This window comes from Enterobacter sp. BIDMC 30, assembly GCF_000534355.1.
Taxonomy (GTDB): Bacteria; Pseudomonadota; Gammaproteobacteria; order Enterobacterales; family Enterobacteriaceae; genus Enterobacter; species Enterobacter ludwigii.
Genome location: NZ_KI973169.1, coordinates 4,260,806 through 4,279,017 on the forward strand (window position 1 = coordinate 4,260,806; position 18,212 = coordinate 4,279,017).

General features: G+C 55.4%; 14 protein-coding genes. 8 read left to right on the plus strand and 6 right to left on the minus strand.

Annotation, left to right across the window (positions count from 1 at the left end; all coding sequences use genetic code 11):
- Positions 1-82 precede the first annotated feature (82 nt).
- Positions 83-2,989, plus strand: coding sequence for an RNA polymerase-associated protein RapA (gene rapA, locus L466_RS02415; RefSeq protein WP_032681677.1), 2,907 nt, complete (start codon positions 83-85; stop codon positions 2,987-2,989).
- 12 nt (positions 2,990-3,001) lie between these two features.
- Positions 3,002-3,661 (plus strand): bifunctional tRNA pseudouridine(32) synthase/23S rRNA pseudouridine(746) synthase RluA, encoded by a 660-nt coding sequence (rluA, locus tag L466_RS02410; protein ID WP_014168600.1) that lies wholly within the window; start codon positions 3,002-3,004, stop codon positions 3,659-3,661.
- A gap of 30 nt (positions 3,662-3,691) precedes the next feature.
- On the opposite strand, the gene djlA is transcribed toward rluA, so the two are convergent.
- Positions 3,692-4,507, minus strand: coding sequence for a co-chaperone DjlA (djlA, locus tag L466_RS02405; RefSeq protein ID WP_014168599.1), 816 nt, complete (start codon positions 4,505-4,507; stop codon positions 3,692-3,694).
- 239 nt (positions 4,508-4,746) lie between these two features.
- Between djlA and lptD the strand changes: the two genes are divergently transcribed.
- Genes lptD through apaH form a run of 6 tightly spaced genes read left to right on the plus strand, consistent with a single transcriptional unit; the run spans position 4,747 to position 11,476 of the window.
- Complete coding sequence (gene lptD / locus L466_RS02400; RefSeq protein ID WP_014168598.1) at positions 4,747-7,098, plus strand: LPS assembly protein LptD; 2,352 nt, start codon at positions 4,747-4,749, stop codon at positions 7,096-7,098.
- A gap of 53 nt (positions 7,099-7,151) precedes the next feature.
- Positions 7,152-8,438, plus strand: a complete 1,287-nt coding sequence (gene surA / locus L466_RS02395) for a peptidylprolyl isomerase SurA (protein WP_014168597.1) — start codon at positions 7,152-7,154, stop codon at positions 8,436-8,438.
- Positions 8,438-9,424, plus strand: coding sequence for a 4-hydroxythreonine-4-phosphate dehydrogenase PdxA (gene pdxA / locus L466_RS02390; protein WP_020882559.1), 987 nt, complete (start codon positions 8,438-8,440; stop codon positions 9,422-9,424). The genes surA and pdxA overlap by 1 nt, the downstream gene beginning before the upstream one ends.
- Positions 9,421-10,242, plus strand: coding sequence for a 16S rRNA (adenine(1518)-N(6)/adenine(1519)-N(6))-dimethyltransferase RsmA (rsmA, locus tag L466_RS02385; RefSeq protein WP_014168595.1), 822 nt, complete (start codon positions 9,421-9,423; stop codon positions 10,240-10,242). Before pdxA ends, rsmA begins: the two co-directional genes overlap by 4 nt.
- Positions 10,243-10,245: 3 nt before the next feature.
- Positions 10,246-10,623 carry a Co2+/Mg2+ efflux protein ApaG gene (gene apaG / locus L466_RS02380; RefSeq protein ID WP_014168594.1) on the plus strand — a complete coding sequence of 126 codons (378 nt, stop codon included), beginning with the start codon at positions 10,246-10,248 and terminating at the stop codon, positions 10,621-10,623.
- Positions 10,624-10,627: 4 nt separating this feature from the next.
- Positions 10,628-11,476: a bis(5'-nucleosyl)-tetraphosphatase (symmetrical) ApaH gene (apaH, locus tag L466_RS02375; RefSeq protein WP_014168593.1), complete on the plus strand. Its 849-nt coding sequence runs from the start codon at positions 10,628-10,630 to the stop codon at positions 11,474-11,476.
- Positions 11,477-11,515: 39 nt separating this feature from the next.
- On the opposite strand, the gene folA is transcribed toward apaH, so the two are convergent.
- From folA to carB, 5 genes are all read right to left on the minus strand, one after another.
- Positions 11,516-11,995, minus strand: a complete 480-nt coding sequence (gene folA, locus L466_RS02370) for a type 3 dihydrofolate reductase (protein ID WP_008502023.1) — start codon at positions 11,993-11,995, stop codon at positions 11,516-11,518.
- Between the two features lie 114 nt (positions 11,996-12,109).
- Positions 12,110-13,975: a glutathione-regulated potassium-efflux system protein KefC gene (gene kefC, locus L466_RS02365; RefSeq protein ID WP_020882558.1), complete on the minus strand. Its 1,866-nt coding sequence runs from the start codon at positions 13,973-13,975 to the stop codon at positions 12,110-12,112.
- Positions 13,968-14,498 carry a glutathione-regulated potassium-efflux system oxidoreductase KefF gene (gene kefF / locus L466_RS02360; RefSeq protein ID WP_020882557.1) on the minus strand — a complete coding sequence of 177 codons (531 nt, stop codon included), beginning with the start codon at positions 14,496-14,498 and terminating at the stop codon, positions 13,968-13,970. Before kefF ends, kefC begins: the two co-directional genes overlap by 8 nt.
- 105 nt (positions 14,499-14,603) lie before the next feature.
- Positions 14,604-14,837, minus strand: a complete 234-nt coding sequence (locus L466_RS02355; protein WP_032681678.1) for a YgdI/YgdR family lipoprotein — start codon at positions 14,835-14,837, stop codon at positions 14,604-14,606.
- 138 nt (positions 14,838-14,975) lie between these two features.
- Positions 14,976-18,200: a carbamoyl-phosphate synthase large subunit gene (carB, locus tag L466_RS02350; protein ID WP_014168589.1), complete on the minus strand. Its 3,225-nt coding sequence runs from the start codon at positions 18,198-18,200 to the stop codon at positions 14,976-14,978.
- Between the last annotated feature and the right edge of the window lie 12 nt (positions 18,201-18,212).

An 18,212-nucleotide genomic window follows, 5' to 3' on the forward strand; every position in this document is an offset into this window, starting at 1 on the left:
TCCCGGACCCATTTTTCAATGACTGTCTTTTTTGACGGTGGTTGAACTATTGCCTGCAATTTACGATTAGAGCCGAACAAATATGCCTTTTACACTTGGTCAACGCTGGATCAGCGATACAGAAAGCGAACTTGGATTAGGAACCGTGGTTGCCGTGGATGCACGAATGGTTACCCTCCTTTTCCCTGCTACCGGTGAAAACCGCCTGTACGCCCGCAATGATTCCCCTGTGACCCGCGTGATGTTCAACCCGGGTGACACCGTGACCAGCCACGACGGCTGGCAGCTAAAGGTCGAAGACGTAAAAGAAGAGAATGGACTGCTCGCCTACATCGGGACTCGCCTGGACACCGACGAGGCCAATGTCATCCTGCGTGAGGTGCTGCTCGACAGCAAACTGGTATTCAGTAAGCCGCAGGATCGCCTGTTTGCCGGGCAAATCGACCGTATGGATCGCTTCTCCCTGCGCTATCGCGCGCGCAAGTTCCAGAGTGAACAGTACCGTATGCCGTGGAGCGGCCTGCGCGGTCAGCGTACCAGCCTTATTCCCCACCAGCTGAACATCGCCCATGACGTGGGCCGCCGTCACGCACCTCGCGTTCTGCTGGCAGATGAAGTGGGCCTGGGGAAAACCATTGAAGCGGGCATGATCCTGCATCAACAGCTGCTTTCCGGCGCAGCCGAGCGCGTGCTGATTGTGGTACCGGAAACCCTGCAGCATCAATGGCTGGTCGAGATGCTGCGCCGCTTTAACCTGCGTTTCGCTCTGTTTGATGACGAGCGCTATGCAGAAGCCCAGCACGATGCGGACAACCCGTTTGAAACGGAACAGCTGGTGATCTGCTCTCTGGATTTCGTACGCCGCAGCAAGCAACGTCTTGAGCATCTGTGCGACGCCGAATGGGACCTGATGGTGGTCGATGAAGCGCACCATCTGGTCTGGAGCGAAGATGCACCAAGCCGGGAATACATGGCTATCGAACAGCTTGCCGAGCGCGTACCAGGCGTCCTGCTGCTGACCGCAACGCCGGAGCAGTTAGGTCTGGAGAGCCACTTCGCCCGTTTGCGCCTGCTCGATCCAAACCGCTTCCATGACTTTGAGCAGTTCGTTGAAGAGCAGAATAACTACCGTCCGGTCGCCGATGCCGTTGCCCTGCTGCTGGCGGGTAAACATCTCTCGAATGACGAGCTCAACACCCTGAGCGATCTGATTGGCGAGCAGGATATTGAGCCTCTGCTGCAGGCGGCCAACAGCGACAGTGACAACGCGGATTCCGCGCGTAAAGAACTGATCGATATGCTGATGGATCGCCACGGCACCAGCCGCGTCCTGTTCCGTAACACCCGTAACGGGGTGAAAGGTTTCCCGAAACGCGAACTGCATACCATCAAATTGCCACTGCCGACGCAGTACCAGACAGCCATTAAAGTTTCCGGCATTATGGGCGCGCGCAAAACTGCAGAAGAGCGTGCACGCGACATGCTCTACCCGGAACAGATTTACCAGGAATTTGAAGGCGATACCGGCACCTGGTGGAACTTCGACCCGCGTGTTGAGTGGCTGATGGGCTATTTGACCGCGCACCGTTCTCAGAAAGTGCTGGTGATCTGCGCCAAAGCAGCCACCGCACTGCAGCTGGAGCAGGTCCTGCGCGAACGCGAAGGTATTCGCGCCGCCGTGTTCCACGAAGGGATGTCCATCGTCGAGCGTGACCGTGCCGCGGCATGGTTTGCAGAAGAGGACAGCGGTGCCCAGGTTCTGCTGTGCTCTGAAATCGGGTCTGAAGGCCGTAACTTCCAGTTTGCCAGCAACCTGGTGATGTTCGATTTGCCGTTCAACCCGGATCTGCTGGAACAGCGTATCGGCCGTCTGGATCGTATTGGACAGGCGCATGATATTCAGATCCACGTTCCTTACCTGGAAAAAACCGCCCAGTCCGTACTGGTGCGTTGGTTCCACGAAGGTCTGGATGCGTTTGAGCACACCTGCCCGACCGGCCGCCCGATTTACGATCAGGTGCACGCCGATCTGATCGGCTATCTGGCCGCGCCAGAGAACACCGACGGGTTTGATGAATTGATCAAAGCCTGCCGTGATAAGCATGAAGCGCTGAAATCTCAGCTGGAACAGGGCCGTGACCGCCTGCTGGAGATCCACTCCAACGGCGGTGAAAAAGCCCAGGCGCTCGCTGAAAGCATTGAAGAGCAGGATGATGACACCAGCCTGATCAGCTTCTCCATGAACCTGTTCGACATCGTTGGCATAAATCAGGACGATCGTGGCGAGAATTTGATTGTCCTGACCCCATCCGACCATATGCTGGTCCCGGATTTCCCTGGCCTGCCGGAAGATGGATGCACCATCACCTTTGAACGTGATGTGGCGCTGTCGCGCGAAGATGCGCAGTTCATCACCTGGGAGCACCCGCTGATCCGCAACGGTCTGGATTTGATCCTCTCAGGCGATACCGGCAGCAGCACCATCTCGTTGTTGAAAAACAAAGCGCTGCCAGTGGGTACTCTGTTGCTGGAACTGATTTACGTTGTCGAAGCGCAGGCGCCGAAACAGCTGCAGCTCAACCGCTTCCTGCCGTCAACGCCTGTGCGTCTGCTGCTGGACAAAAACGGCACGAACCTCGCCGCTCAGGTTGAATTCGAGAGCTTTAACCGCCAGCTGAGCGCCGTGAACCGCCATACCGGCAGTAAGCTGGTCAATGCGGTACAGCAGGATGTGCACGCTATTCTGCAGCTGGGTGAAACGCAGATCGAAAAAGCGGCCCGGGCGCTGATTGATGCCGCACGTCAAGAAGCCGACGACAAACTGTCCGCGGAACTCTCCCGTCTGGAAGCGTTGAAAGCGGTAAACCCAAACATCCGCGATGACGAGCTGGCAGCGATCGAGAGCAACCGTAAGCAGGTGCTGGAAAGCCTTAATCAGGCAGGCTGGCGTCTGGATGCCTTGCGTCTTATCGTTGTGACGCATCAGTAAACGGAGCGCAAGATGGTGATGGAGCCTTACAATCCACCTCAGGATCCCTGGCTGGTGGTGCTTTATCAGGATGAGCACATTATGGTGGTCAACAAGCCCAGCGGCTTGTTGTCCGTGCCAGGGCGTCTGGATGAGCACAAAGACAGTGTGATGACGCGTATTCAGCGTGATTATCCTCAGGCGGAGTCTGTCCATCGTCTGGACATGGCCACCAGCGGTGTGATTGTAGTGGCGCTGAATAAAGCGGCGGAACGCGAGCTGAAACGCCAGTTCCGCGATCGCGAGCCGAAAAAGCAGTATGTCGCACGTGTCTGGGGGCATCCTCAGCCGGCGGAAGGGCTGGTGGATTTACCGCTGATCTGCGACTGGCCGAACCGACCAAAACAAAAGGTCTGTTACGAAACCGGCAAAGCAGCACAAACCGAGTATGAAGTGCTGGAGTACGCGCCAGATAACACTGCGCGCGTACTGCTTAAACCGATTACCGGGCGCTCGCACCAGTTGCGTGTCCATATGCTTGCGCTGGGGCACCCGATTCTGGGGGACAGATTTTACGCGCCGCCCGATGCGCTGGCGCTGGCGCCACGCCTGCAGCTGCATGCGCAGACGCTCACCATCACCCATCCGGTTTTTGGCAATGCAATGACGTTTAAAGCCCCAGTCGACTTCTAAAAAAAAAGGCCCGACAGTGTCGGGCCTTTTTTATTTGAAACTTTTCTTCTCTTTAATCAACTCGTACGCTTTCTGAATTTCCTGCGCTTTTTGCTTCGCCATCTCCATCATCTCCGGCGGTAAGCCTTTCGCGACCAGTTTGTCCGGGTGGTGCTCACTCATCAGCTTACGATAGGCACGCTTGATAGTGGTCACATCGTCCGATGGCTTCACCCCCAGCACATTACAGGCATCCTCCAGCGTCGGACCCCGCTGCGCCTGCTGCCAGGCACCGCCAGAGGACTGCTGGTGATAGCCGCCGCCAAACTGCGCACCGCCCTGCATCATGCGCAGGAACTGGTCGAACTGCATACGGGAGATGCCCAGTTCTTCCGCAATAACATATAAAACATCGCGTTCATTCGGATGAAGTGAACCATCGGCAAACGCCGCCTGGATTTGGATCTCCAGAAACATCCGAATTAAATCAAAACGGCCGAAGCAGATGCTGCGGAACTGTCGCATTTTATCGCGCAGCGGATAGTTATCCGCTTTACCGATGCGAAACGCATTTTGTGCCGCGAGACGGGAGTCACCATGCAGATTCATGCGGTCCATAAAGACGCTGGCTATCTGAATATCGGCTTCCGTCACACGCCCTTTTGATTTGGTTAAGTGCCCCATCACCTCAAACGTGGTGGAGAAAAAGAGGGACTGACGCTCACGCTGATTGGCAAACCAGGCCATTTTGCGGCTGCGAGCCTTATCAAACATATGGCCGATAATAAGCCCCAGTACGATCCCCCAGAACCCGGCACCCATGATGATGGCGAACGCAACGCCGATTATTTTACCCCAATACTGCATATACTCCCCGGTTAGTCATGTTCCTGGCCGACGCAACGTCATCATCACAGTGTTCAAGCCACGGTCAATTGAAGGACATCGCCTATAATTTGCTTTATCATACTCGTCATTCGATAGCGAGCCTAACACTCTGGCGCGCAAACGGGCAGGATTAACGCTGGTACTGCGCTGATGAGTAAGATAGTCTCTGAGCGTTTGTAAGCCGTAGCCACTGATGACGGAACAATAAAATACAACGTATGAAAAAACGTATCCCCACCCTCCTGGCCACAATGATTGGCACCGCCCTGTACAGCCAACAGGGACTGGCGGCCGATCTCGCCTCGCAGTGTATGCTTGGCGTCCCAAGTTATAATCGTCCACTGGTAAAGGGCGATACGAATAGCTTGCCGGTAACCATTACTGCCGATAGCTCTAAAGGCACATATCCTGACAATGCGACATTTACTGGCAATGTGGATATTAACCAGGGCAACAGCCGTCTGCAGGCAGATGAAGTGCAATTACATCAGAAGCAGCCGGAAGGTGCGGCCGAGCCGGTACGAACGGTGGATGCGCTGGGTAATGTGCACTATGACGACAATCAGGTCATCCTGAAAGGTCCGAAAGCCTGGTCAAACCTGAATACCAAAGACACTAACGTCTGGGAAGGTGATTACCAGATGGTAGGTCGCCAGGGGCGCGGTGATGCAGACCTGATGAAACAGCGCGGTGAAAACCGCTATACGATTCTCGAAAACGGCTCCTTCACGTCCTGTCTGCCCGGGTCTAATACCTGGAGCGTGGTCGGAAGTGAAGTCATCCATGACCGTGAAGAGCAGGTTGCAGAGATCTGGAACGCCCGCTTCAAGCTCGGTCCGGTGCCTGTTTTCTACAGCCCTTACCTGCAGCTTCCTGTGGGTGACAAACGCCGCTCAGGTTTCCTGATCCCGAATGCCAAATACAGCACCACGAACTACTTTGAGTTCTATCTGCCGTATTACTGGAACATCGCGCCCAACATGGACGCCACGATCACGCCGCACTATATCCATAAGCGCGGCAACGTTATGTGGGAAAACGAGTTCCGCTACCTGACGCAGGCGGGTACTGGCCTGATGGAACTGGATTATCTGCCGTCGGATAAAGTCTTCCAGGATGAGCATCCAACAGAAGGTGATAAACACCGCTGGTTGTTCTACTGGAAACATGCCGGGGTAATGGACCAGGTCTGGCGGTTTAACGTCGACTACACCAAAGTCAGCGACCCTTACTATTTCAACGACTTTGACTCCAAATACGGGTCCAGTACCGATGGCTACGCCACGCAGAAATTCAGCGTGGGATACGCTATTGAGAACTTCAACGCCACGGTCTCTACCAAGCAATTCCAGGTCTTTGATACCCAGACGAGAAGCACTTATGGTGCAGAACCGCAGCTGGACGTTAACTGGTACCAGAACGATGTTGGCCCGTTTGATACCCACGTGTACGCCCAGGCCGTGCACTTCGTTAACACCAACTCGGATATGCCGGAATCCACGCGTGTTCACCTTGAGCCAACCATCAATTTGCCGGTGTCAAATGACTGGTCGAGCCTGAATACCGAGGCCAAACTGATGGCCACCCATTACCAGCAGAAGAATCTCGACTGGTATAACAACCGTTACGGCACCGATCTCGAAGAATCCGTGAACCGCGTCCTGCCGCAGTTCAAAATGGACGGCAAACTGATCTTCGAACGCGATATGGGTCTTCTGGCGGAGGGTTATACCCAGACGCTTGAGCCACGTATGCAGTATCTGTACGTCCCGTATCGCGATCAGAGCAACATTCAGAACTATGACTCCTCATTCCTGCAGTCTGACTACAGCGGTCTGTTCCGCGACCGTACCTACGGTGGCCTCGACCGTATTGCGTCAGCAAACCAGTTAACGACCGGCGTCACAACGCGCGTTTATGATGATGCCGCCGTTGAACGTTTTAACGTTTCTGTTGGTCAAATCTACTATTTCACCGAGTCCCGGACCGGTGATGACGACATTAACTGGGAAAAAGACAACAAAACGGGTTCTCTGGTGTGGGCGGGTGATACCTACTGGCGTATGACCGATCGCTGGGGTTTACGCGGGGGTGTGCAGTACGATACGCGTCTCAACAACGTTGCGACAAGCAGTGCGGCGATTGAATACCGTCGTGATGAAGACCGTATGCTGCAGTTGACCTATCGTTACGCCAGCCCGGAATATATTCAGGCCACGTTGCCAAACTATGCGAATACGGATCAGTACAAAGACGGCATCTCGCAGGTGGGTGGCGCAGCGAGCTGGCCAATCGCCGATCGCTGGTCAATCGTCGGTGCTTACTACTTTGACACCAACACCAGTAAACCTGCTGACCAGATGGTTGGTCTGCAATATAACTCCTGCTGCTACGCGCTGCGTGTCGGTTACGAACGTAAGCTTAACGGCTGGGATACCAAGAATGAACAGGGCAAATACGATAACGTGATTGGCTTTAATGTCGAACTGCGCGGCCTGAGCTCCAACTACGGCCTGGGCACGCAGCAGATGCTGCGCTCGAACATTCTGCCGTACCGCAGTTCCTTGTAATGTGCTTAATTTGCAACGTAATCCGCTTTGCGGTTAATTGAAATGGAAAAAGTATGAAGAACTGGAAAACGCTGCTGCTCGGTGTCGCTATGGTTGCGAATACCAGCTTCGCGGCCCCCCAGGTTGTTGATAAGGTCGCCGCTGTGGTTAACAACGGCGTCGTGCTCGAAAGCGACGTTGACGGTTTGATGAAATCTGTGAAGCTCAATTCGGGTGAAGCAGGTCAGCAACTTCCGGATGACGCTACCCTGCGCCATCAGATCCTGGAACGTCTGATCATGGATCAGATTGTCCTGCAAATGGGTCAGAAAATGGGTGTGAAGGTCACTGACGAGCAGCTCGATCAGGCCATTGCTAACATCGCGAAGCAGAACAACATGAGCCTGGACCAGATGCGCAGCCGTCTGGCCTATGATGGCATCAGCTATGCAACGTACCGTAATCAGATCCGTAAAGAGATGCTGATTTCGGAAGTACGTAACAATGAAGTCCGTCGCCGCGTCACGATCCTGCCTCAGGAAGTGGACGCGCTGGCAAAACAGGTGGGTAACCAGAACGACGCCAGCACCGAACTAAACCTGAGCCACATTCTGATCCCGCTGCCAGAGAACCCAACCTCCGACCAGGCTGCGGAAGCTGAAAGCCAGGCGCGTTCGATTGTCGAGCAGGCACGTAACGGCGGTGACTTTGGCAAACTGGCCATCACCTACTCCGCTGACCAACAGGCGCTGAAAGGCGGCCAGATGGGCTGGGGACGTATCCAGGAGCTGCCTTCCATCTTTGCCCAGGCGCTGAGCACGGCGAAGAAAGGTGACATCGTGGGTCCCATCCGTTCAGGCGTGGGCTTCCATATCCTGAAAGTGAACGATCTGCGCGGTCAGAGTCAGAACATTTCGGTTACCGAAGTTCACGCTCGCCATATTCTCCTCAAGCCGTCACCTATCATGACTGACGATCAGGCGCGCGTGAAACTGCAACAGATTGCTGCAGACATCAAGAGCGGGAAAACCTCGTTTGCGAATGCCGCGAAAGAGTTCTCTCAGGATCCCGGCTCTGCTAATCAGGGCGGCGATCTGGGCTGGGCGGCCGCGGATATCTACGATCCTGCGTTCCGGGACGCACTGATGAAGCTGAACAAAGGCCAGATGAGCGCCCCGGTGCACTCCTCCTTCGGCTGGCATCTGATCGAACTGTTGGATACCCGCAATGTTGATAAAACGGACGCGGCGCAGAAAGACAGAGCCTACCGCATGCTGTTTAACCGTAAGTTCTCTGAAGAAGCAGCAACCTGGATGCAGGAACAACGCGCCAGCGCTTATGTGAAAGTACTGAGCAACTAATGAAACAGCATCGTGTTGTGATCACTCCCGGCGAACCTGCCGGGATTGGGCCTGACCTCGTTGTCCAGCTCGCCCAGCGCAGCTGGCCGGTGGAACTGGTTGTCTGCGCTGATGCAACACTGTTACAAGACCGGGCAACGCTGCTCGGTCTGCCTTTAACGCTCATCCCCTACGTTGAAGGCCAGCAGCCTGCACCACAGCAAGCCGGCACGCTTACGCTTCTTCCTGTTCCACTTCGTACTCCCGTCATCCCGGGTCAGCTCAGTACCGAAAACGGACACTATGTTGTAGAGACGCTGGCGCGTGCCTGCGACGGTTGCCTGAAGGGCGAATTTGCCGCCCTGATCACCGGTCCCGTGCACAAAGGCGTTATCAACGAGGCGGGGATACCGTTTACCGGGCACACGGAGTTCTTTGAAGAGCGCTCGCACAGCCCGAAAGTGGTCATGATGCTGGCGACAGAAGCAATGCGCGTTGCCCTCGTGACGACCCATTTGCCCATCAGGGCCATTCCGGATGCCATTACTCCGTCTCTTTTACGGGAGATCATTGGGATCCTGCATCACGACCTGCAAACCAAATTCGGCATCAAACAGCCGCACGTCCTGGTCTGCGGCCTGAACCCGCACGCCGGTGAAGGCGGACATATGGGTACCGAAGAGATCGACACCATTATTCCGGTGCTTGAAGAAATGCGGGCAAAAGGGATGAACTTAAGCGGGCCGTTGCCTGCCGATACCCTTTTCCAGCCAAAATACCTGGATAATGCGGACGCCGTGCTCGCGATGTACCACGATCAAGGCCTGCCCGTGCTAAAATACCAGGGCTTTGGCCGCGGGGTGAATATCACCCTCGGTTTACCTTTTATTCGAACGTCCGTTGACCACGGTACTGCGCTGGATCTGGCAGGACAGGGGAAAGCGGATGTCGGCAGTTTTATTACGGCGCTTAATCTCGCCATCAAAATGATTGTTAATACTCAATGACTAATCGAGTCCATCAGGGCCACTTAGCCCGAAAACGCTTCGGGCAAAACTTCCTCAACGATCAGTTCGTGATCGACAGTATCGTGTCTGCCATTAATCCGCAGAAAGGTCAGGCTATGGTCGAAATCGGCCCGGGTCTTGCCGCTCTGACTGAACCCGTAGGCGAACGCCTGGACGAACTGACCGTTATCGAACTCGATCGCGATCTCGCCGCTCGCCTGCAAACTCATCCGTTCCTGGGGCCAAAGCTGACGATTTATCAGCAGGATGCCATGACTATGAACTTTGGTGAGCTGTCGGAAAAAATGGGCCAACCGCTGCGCGTGTTCGGTAACCTGCCGTACAACATTTCCACACCGCTAATGTTCCACCTGTTTAGCTATACTGATGCCATTGCCGACATGCACTTCATGTTGCAAAAAGAGGTGGTTAACCGTCTGGTTGCAGGGCCGAACAGTAAAGCGTATGGTCGTTTGAGCGTGATGGCGCAATATTTCTGCAACGTGATCCCGGTGCTCGAAGTACCGCCAACCGCCTTTACGCCGCCACCAAAAGTGGACTCTGCGGTAGTGCGTCTTGTACCGCATAAAATAATGCCGTACCCGGTGAAAGACCTGCGCGTGCTGAGCCGCATTACTACGGAAGCGTTTAACCAGCGCCGTAAAACGATCCGTAACAGCCTGGGCAATCTGTTTACCGTTGAAGTGCTGACTGAGTTGGGTATTGACCCGGCAATGCGTGCAGAAAATATTTCCGTAGAACAGTACTGCAAGCTGGCTAATTACATCAGCGAAAATGCGCCGCCGAAGGAGAGTTAAGCCATGATTGATTCGCCCCGCGTATGTGTCCATGTACAAAGCGTTTATGTTGAATCCCAGTCCTCACCGGATGAAGAACGTTTTGTCTTCGCTTACACCGTGACCATTCGCAATCTGGGGCGGATGCCTGTGCAACTGCTTGGGCGCTACTGGCTTATCACCAACGGCAACGGCCGCGAAATCGAAGTTCAGGGTGAAGGTGTGGTTGGTGAACAGCCCCACATCGACCCTGGCGAAGAGTATCAATATACCAGCGGTGCCGTGATCGAAACGCCGCTGGGCACCATGCAGGGCCATTACGAAATGGTCGACGTCGATGGCAATGTGTTCCGCGTTGCTATTCCTGTGTTCCGTCTCGCCGTTACAACACTCATTCATTAATCTAATGTCTACATATCTGATTGGCGACGTTCACGGTTGCTACGATGAACTGATCGCATTGTTAAAACAGGTCGACTTTACGCCTGGACAAGATACGCTCTGGCTGACGGGCGATTTAGTGGCGCGTGGCCCTGGCTCGCTGGACGTTCTACGCTTCGTCAAATCACTGGGCGACAGCGTGCGCATGGTACTGGGCAATCATGATCTGCATTTGCTGGCCGTCTTTGCCGGGATCAGTCGCAACAAACCCAAAGATCGTCTCTCGCCTTTGCTGGATGCCCCGGACGCGGATGTTCTCATCAACTGGCTACGCCGCCAGCCGCTGCTGCAGATCGATGAAGAGAAAAAACTGGTCATGGCGCATGCCGGGATCACCCCTCAGTGGGATCTTGAGACGGCGAAAACCTGTGCGCGTGACGTTGAAGCGGTGCTGGCAAGCGATTCGTATCCTTTCTTCCTCGACGCGATGTACGGCGATATGCCGAATCACTGGAGCGAAGATCTTAGCGGTCTGGCCCGCCTGCGCTTTATTACGAACGCTTTCACCCGCATGCGTTTTTGCTTCCCGAACGGGCAACTGGATATGTATTGCAAAGAGACACCGGAAAGCGCCCCTGCGCCTCTTAAACCGTGGTTTGCCATTCCCGGTCCGGTGACCAACGCCTATAACGTGGTGTTTGGCCACTGGGCGTCGCTTGAAGGAAAAGGCACACCGGAGGGGATCTACGGTCTCGATACCGGCTGCTGCTGGGGTGGAGAGTTAACCTGCTTGCGCTGGGAAGATAAAACGTACTTTGTTCAGCCATCCAACCGACAGCTGGACTTAGGGGAAGACGAGGCCGTTGCCTCCTGATGAGGATTTCCCTCCCCCGGACGGGAGAGGGAAATTCACTTAGCGACGTTCCAGAATTTCGAAGCAGTAGCTGTGGGAGTTCTGCGCATCCGCGTCGTGGAATTCACTGAAGACAGATTCCCACTCATCAGGATCGTAGTCCGGGAAATGCGTATCCCCTTCCACTTCCGCATCAATGTGGGTCAGATACAGCTTCTGTGCTTTCGGCAGGAACTGTTCGTACACACGCCCACCGCCAATCACCATGATCTCTTCGGCATTACCGCATGCGGCAATGGCCTCGTCTACGGACTTCACCCATTCGACGCGATCGTCAGTGCCAGGCTGGCTACTGATAACGATATTTTTACGGCCCGGTAATGGACGACCAATCGACTCCCAGGTCAGGCGGCCCATCACTACCGGCTTGTTTAACGTAGTACGTTTAAACCATGCGAGATCGGCAGGCAGGTTCCACGGCATGGCATTTTCCATACCGATAACACGGTCCACCGCCAGCGCTGCAATCAGACTGATCATTGAAAATTTCCCGGATGCAAAAAATTGCCGCCACTATACGGAAAGCTTAATCTTTCGTCGACTGGCGGCTGAGTAAAGATAGAGAAATTTTTTAATATTGCTGGCAACTCCACTTCACGCGGAAGGTTTACTCTCCGGTTCGTCCGCCGGATCGCCGGTATGCTTGCCCTCTTCCGTGCCCTGCCAGCCGTGACGCTGGATAAGCGACAGGTGATTGCGGTCCTCGTTAATGATTTCCGTCAGCATCGCGCTGGTGCGTTTAAACACCGCAGCACGCTCGGTGGCTGTGCTGCCCGCCATCGCCACCATCTCTTCCACCATCTCGGTGTTAAAGCGGCGGAACAGGTCCGCACGTTCACGTGCTTCATAGGCACCTAGCCCCAGATTTTCCAGCGCCATCCGGCCAGACTTGAGCGCACCTTCGAACGTTTCACGCTCTGGCGCCTCCACACCTGCCTGACGCAGCCGGATGTAGTGATCCACATCGCGGGCGCGAGAGATAATGGTCAGCTCGGGGAAGTGTTCCTTGACCAGCTCCACCATCTGCATGCTGGTCTCCGGATCGTCGATCGCGTTAATCAACACTTCCGCTTTCGCCGCCCCGGCGGATTCCAGCAGATCGACACGGGTCGCATCCCCGTAAAACACTTTCATGTCGAATTTCCGCAGGGTCTCAACATGGTCGGGATCGTGGTCGAGGATCACCATTTTGACCCCGCTCGACAACAGCAAACGGCCCACGATCTGCCCGAAGCGACCAAACCCGGCGATGATCACCCGTGGCTGCTCCTCGTCGATCTCGTCGGCTTCGCGTTCTTGCTCGCTCCCCGTTTTTTCCAGACGCGCCAGCACCACCAGCAGAACAGGCGTTGCGGCCATCGACAGTGCGACCGCAAGCGTCAGCGCTTTCGCCCACTCAGCATCCAGTACGTTGGCCATCTGCGCCGCGCCAAAGACCACGAATGCAAACTCACTCCCCTGCCCCAGCAGTACGGCAAACCAACGACGCTGCTTGTTGGGCACCGTTAATGGACGCGCTATCAGCCACAACATGCCCATCTTAATGACCAGGAAACCGACCAGCAGGATGAGGATCCGCAGCGGATGCGTTACCAGCGTGCCAAAGTCGATAGACATCCCCACTCCGATGAAAAACAGCCCCAGCAATAATCCCTTAAACGGCTCGATATCACTTTCCAGCGCATGGCGATATTCAGAGCTGGCCAGCAGCACCCCGGCCAGGAACGCCCCCATAGCCATCGATAGGCCGGCTTCCTCGAGCAGCAAACCAAAGCCAAACACCAGGAACAGCGCAACGGCACTGAAAACTTCACGCAGGCCGGAGCGAGCGACAAAGCGCAGCAACGGTCGGGTCACGTAGCGGCCAAGCAGAATAACCAGCGCCAGGGCACCAACCACTTTCAGCGCGGAAAGCGCAAAAGCTCCCATGGTCGTTGAGGCACCGCTTGCGGCCAGCAGCGGGATCATCGCCACCAGCGGGATGGCGGCAATATCCTGGAACAGCAGCACCGAAAACGCGCTGCGCCCCATCTGAGAGACCGTCAGGTTACGCTCGTTCATTGCCTGCATGGCAATGGCCGTTGAGGAGAGTGCCAGCGTCAGGCCGATGAGTGTCGCAACTTTCCAGTCCATGCCCAGCAGGATACAGAACCCACCCAGCAGCAGACCACAGGCCACCATCTGCAAGGCTCCCCCACCAAATACCGAAGCGCGCAGTTTCCATAACCGCCGGGGATCCAGCTCCAGGCCAATTACAAACAGCATCAGCACGACGCCGATCTCAGCGAAATGGAGAATCGCCTCGGCATCGGTCACCAGACGGAAGCCCCACGGTCCAATGACACAGCCGGCAATGAGGTAACCCAGCACCGAACCCAGCCCCAGACGTACCGCCACGGGTACAATCAGCGCAGCCGCGCCGAGGTAAATCAACGCCTGTATCAGCGTATGGCTATCCATTGTTCGCCTCCTGCCACTCAAGTAACCGTTGTTTATAATGGCGTGCCTGCGCCTGCAACGTCTCATCATCGCAAACGAACGTACAGTGCATCGCAAAAGGAGGGAGCCAGTTCAGCCCACAATAGAGCGCCGTCGCCTGCAGCGGCTGTGACAGCACCTCAAAGCCCGGGAAAGCACCAATATCGAAGTGGCTTTCTCCCCCGCCGGTGGTCACGGCCCACATCAGGCTTTTACCTTTAAGCGCGTGACCGTTGTGGCCGTACGCCCAGCCGTGCGAAAAGACTTTATCGATCCACAGTTTGAGGAGCGGAGGGGTGCTGTACCATTGCATCGGATGCTGCCAGATAATTAAATCGGCACGAGAGAGCGCCTCCTGTTCGGCGGCGATATCGATATTAAAATCGGGATAAAGTTGATAGAGGGAACGTATCTCTACGTTATCAAGCGTCCTTACCTGCTCAAGCATCCGTTTATTTGCATGCGAGTGATGCGGATACGGATGTGCGTAAATTATCAGAATCATTAATTAGCCTGTTGTTTTACTGCCTTCTTTTACCAAAAGAGTGTAGTCAGTAATTCAACAGGCTAATAGTGAATATTATTGACGGGCTAACGTCAGAAATCTGAACTAGTTATCCAGTTCGCCCATGGATTTCACCTGGTCACGGTTGATCTGTTCAGTTTGACCCGTTTCGGCGTTTTTATAGGAAACCAGACCGGTGTCATCATCGACCTGCGGCTTACCGTCAGTCACTATCGTACGGCCATCCGTGGTTTTTACTGCCTGATTAGATGAACAGCCCGCAACGGTAAACATGGCGGTGGCAGCCAGAACGGACGCGATCAGTCGTTTATTTTGCATGGTGTTTTCCCCTGCTCTCAGTTGAATTTCGTTATCGACCTAACCATTTTAGGCTAACTGACTGAATGCGGTTGGAAAACCAGAAGGTTCTGAAGGTGGGAATAATACCCGGCAGCGAATACTGCCGGGTATGTTGGCTTACTTGTTAATCTGGGCGTGCATTTCCTGAACGGAAATCACCTTCTCGGTGGCATCAGCGTTAAGTGCCATCGCGGTGGCGAAACCACCGTTCAGGGTGGTGTCGTAATGCACTTTGTACTGCAGCGCGCTGCGGCGAATCAGCTTGGAGTCTTCAATCGCCTGACGACCTGCGGTGGTGTTAATGATGTAGGTGTATTCGCCATTCTTGATGCGATCCTGAATGTGCGGACGACCTTCATGCACCTTGTTCACCAGACGCGGATTAATGCCCGCTTCACCCAGCACAATGGCCGTGCCGTGGGTTGCATCCAGCTCGAAGCCCTGTTTCAGCAGCTTAGCCGCCAGGTCAACCACGCGCTCTTTATCGCCTTCGCGAACAGAGAGCAGCGCACGGCCAGATTTTTTCATGGTGGAGTTACTGCCTAACTGCGCCTTCGCAAACGCTTCTGCGAAGGTGCGGCCCACGCCCATCACTTCCCCGGTAGAACGCATTTCTGGCCCTAACAGCGGGTCGACGCCCGGGAATTTGTTGAACGGCAGTACCACTTCTTTCACCGAGTAGTACGGTGGGATAATTTCTTTCGTCACGCCCTGCTGTGCCAGCGTCTGGCCCGCCATCACGCGCGCCGCCACTTTCGCCAGCGGAACACCGGTAGCTTTAGAGACGAACGGTACGGTACGTGCTGCACGCGGGTTCACTTCAATCAGGTAGACTTCGTTGTCCTTGACAGCGAACTGGACGTTCATCAGACCGCGAACCTGCAGTTCGAAGGCCAGCTTCTGCACCTGCTGGCGCATCACGTCCTGAATTTCCTGGCTCAGGGTGTACGCTGGCAGGGAACATGCGGAGTCACCGGAGTGAACGCCTGCCTGTTCGATGTGCTCCATGATACCGCCAATCAGCACCATTTCGCCGTCACAGATGGCATCCACATCCACTTCAACGGCATCGTCGAGGAAGCGGTCGAGCAGAACCGGCGCATCGTTGGACACGCTCACTGCCGTCTGGAAGTAACGACGCAGATCAGCTTCGTCGTAGACGATTTCCATCGCGCGGCCGCCCAGCACGTACGAAGGACGTACCACCAGCGGGTAGCCAATCTCTTTCGCCTTCTCAACAGCCATCTCGATAGCGGTGACGGTGGCATTGGCCGGCTGTTTCAGCTTCAGACGGTCAACCGCCTGCTGGAAACGTTCACGGTCTTCTGCACGGTCGATTGCATCCGGGCTGGTACCGATTACCGGCACACCAGCGGCTTCCAGCGCGCGCGCCAGTTTCAGTGGGGTCTGGCCACCGTATTGCACGATTACGCCTTTAGGCTTCTCGATACGCACGATTTCCAGCACATCTTCCAGCGTTACCGGCTCAAAGTAGAGGCGGTCGGAGGTATCGTAGTCGGTCGACACGGTTTCCGGGTTACAGTTGACCATGATGGTCTCGTAACCGTCTTCGCGCAGTGCCAGGGAGGCGTGAACGCAGCAGTAGTCAAACTCGATGCCCTGGCCGATACGGTTAGGACCGCCGCCCAGCACCATAATCTTGTCGCGGTCGACGGACGGGTTCGCTTCACACTCATCTTCATACGTGGAGTACATGTAAGCGGTGTCGGTCGCGAACTCCGCTGCACAGGTATCCACGCGTTTGTAGACCGGGTGCAGGTCATACTGGTCACGCAGCTTGCGGATTTCCGCTTCACGTACGCCCGCCAGTTTGGCCAGACGCGCATCGGCGAAGCCTTTACGCTTCAGTACGCGCAGGAAGTCAGCGTCCAGGCCATTGATGCCCAGGTCCGCGACTCTTTCTTCCAGACGTACCAGCTCTTCAATCTGCACCAGGAACCAGCGGTCGATGTTGGTCAGGTTGAACACGCCATCAACAGAGAGGCCCGCACGGAACGCATCGGCGATGTACCAGATACGCTCTGCGCCTGCGTCTTTCAGCTCGCGGCGAATTTTGGTCAGCGCTTCAGGGTCTTCCAGGCTCACTTTCGGGTCAAAACCCGTGGCCCCCACTTCCAGGCCGCGCAGCGCTTTCTGCAGGGATTCCTGCTGAGTACGCCCAATCGCCATCACTTCGCCAACAGATTTCATCTGCGTGGTCAGACGGTCGTTTGCGCCAGCGAACTTCTCGAAGTTAAAGCGAGGGATCTTGGTCACGACGTAGTCGATGGACGGCTCGAAGGACGCTGGAGTGCGGCCACCGGTGATATCATTCATCAGCTCATCGAGGGTATACCCCACCGCCAGTTTCGCGGCCACTTTCGCAATCGGGAAGCCAGTGGCTTTCGAGGCCAGCGCGGAGGAGCGAGAAACACGCGGGTTCATTTCGATAACAATCAGGCGACCGTTTTTCGGGTTCACCGCAAACTGAACGTTAGAGCCACCCGTTTCTACGCCGATTTCACGCAGTACCGCCATCGAGGCGTTACGCATGATTTGATACTCTTTGTCGGTCAGCGTCTGGGCTGGCGCTACGGTGATGGAGTCGCCGGTGTGGATACCCATCGCATCGAAGTTTTCGATGGAGCAGACGATGATGCAGTTGTCGTTTTTATCACGCACCACTTCCATCTCGTACTCTTTCCAGCCAATCAGCGATTCATCAATCAGCAGCTCTTTGGTGGGGGAGAGATCCAGACCGCGTTCACAAATCTCTTCGAACTCTTCGCGGTTGTAGGCGATACCGCCGCCGGTGCCACCCATGGTGAAGGATGGACGGATGATGCACGGATAACCAACGTCAGCCGCCACGGCCAGCGCTTCTTCCATGGTATGTGCGATACCGGAACGCGCGGTGTCGAGGCCGATTTTCTTCATCGCCACGTCGAAGCGACGACGGTCTTCAGCTTTATCAATGGCATCGGCTGTCGCACCAATCATGGTCACGCCGAATTCTTCCAGCACGCCCTGACGCTCCAGCTCCAGCGCACAGTTCAGCGCCGTCTGGCCGCCCATGGTAGGCAGAACCGCGTCCGGACGCTCTTTTTCGATGATTTTGCGTACCACTTCCCAGTGAATCGGCTCGATGTAGGTTGCATCTGCCATTTCCGGGTCAGTCATGATGGTGGCCGGGTTAGAGTTCACCAGGATAACGCGGTAACCCTCTTCGCGCAGGGCTTTACACGCCTGGGCACCGGAGTAGTCGAATTCGCAGGCCTGGCCGATCACAATCGGGCCAGCGCCAAGGATCAGGATGCTTTTTATGTCTGTACGTTTTGGCATGGTCTTCTCGGC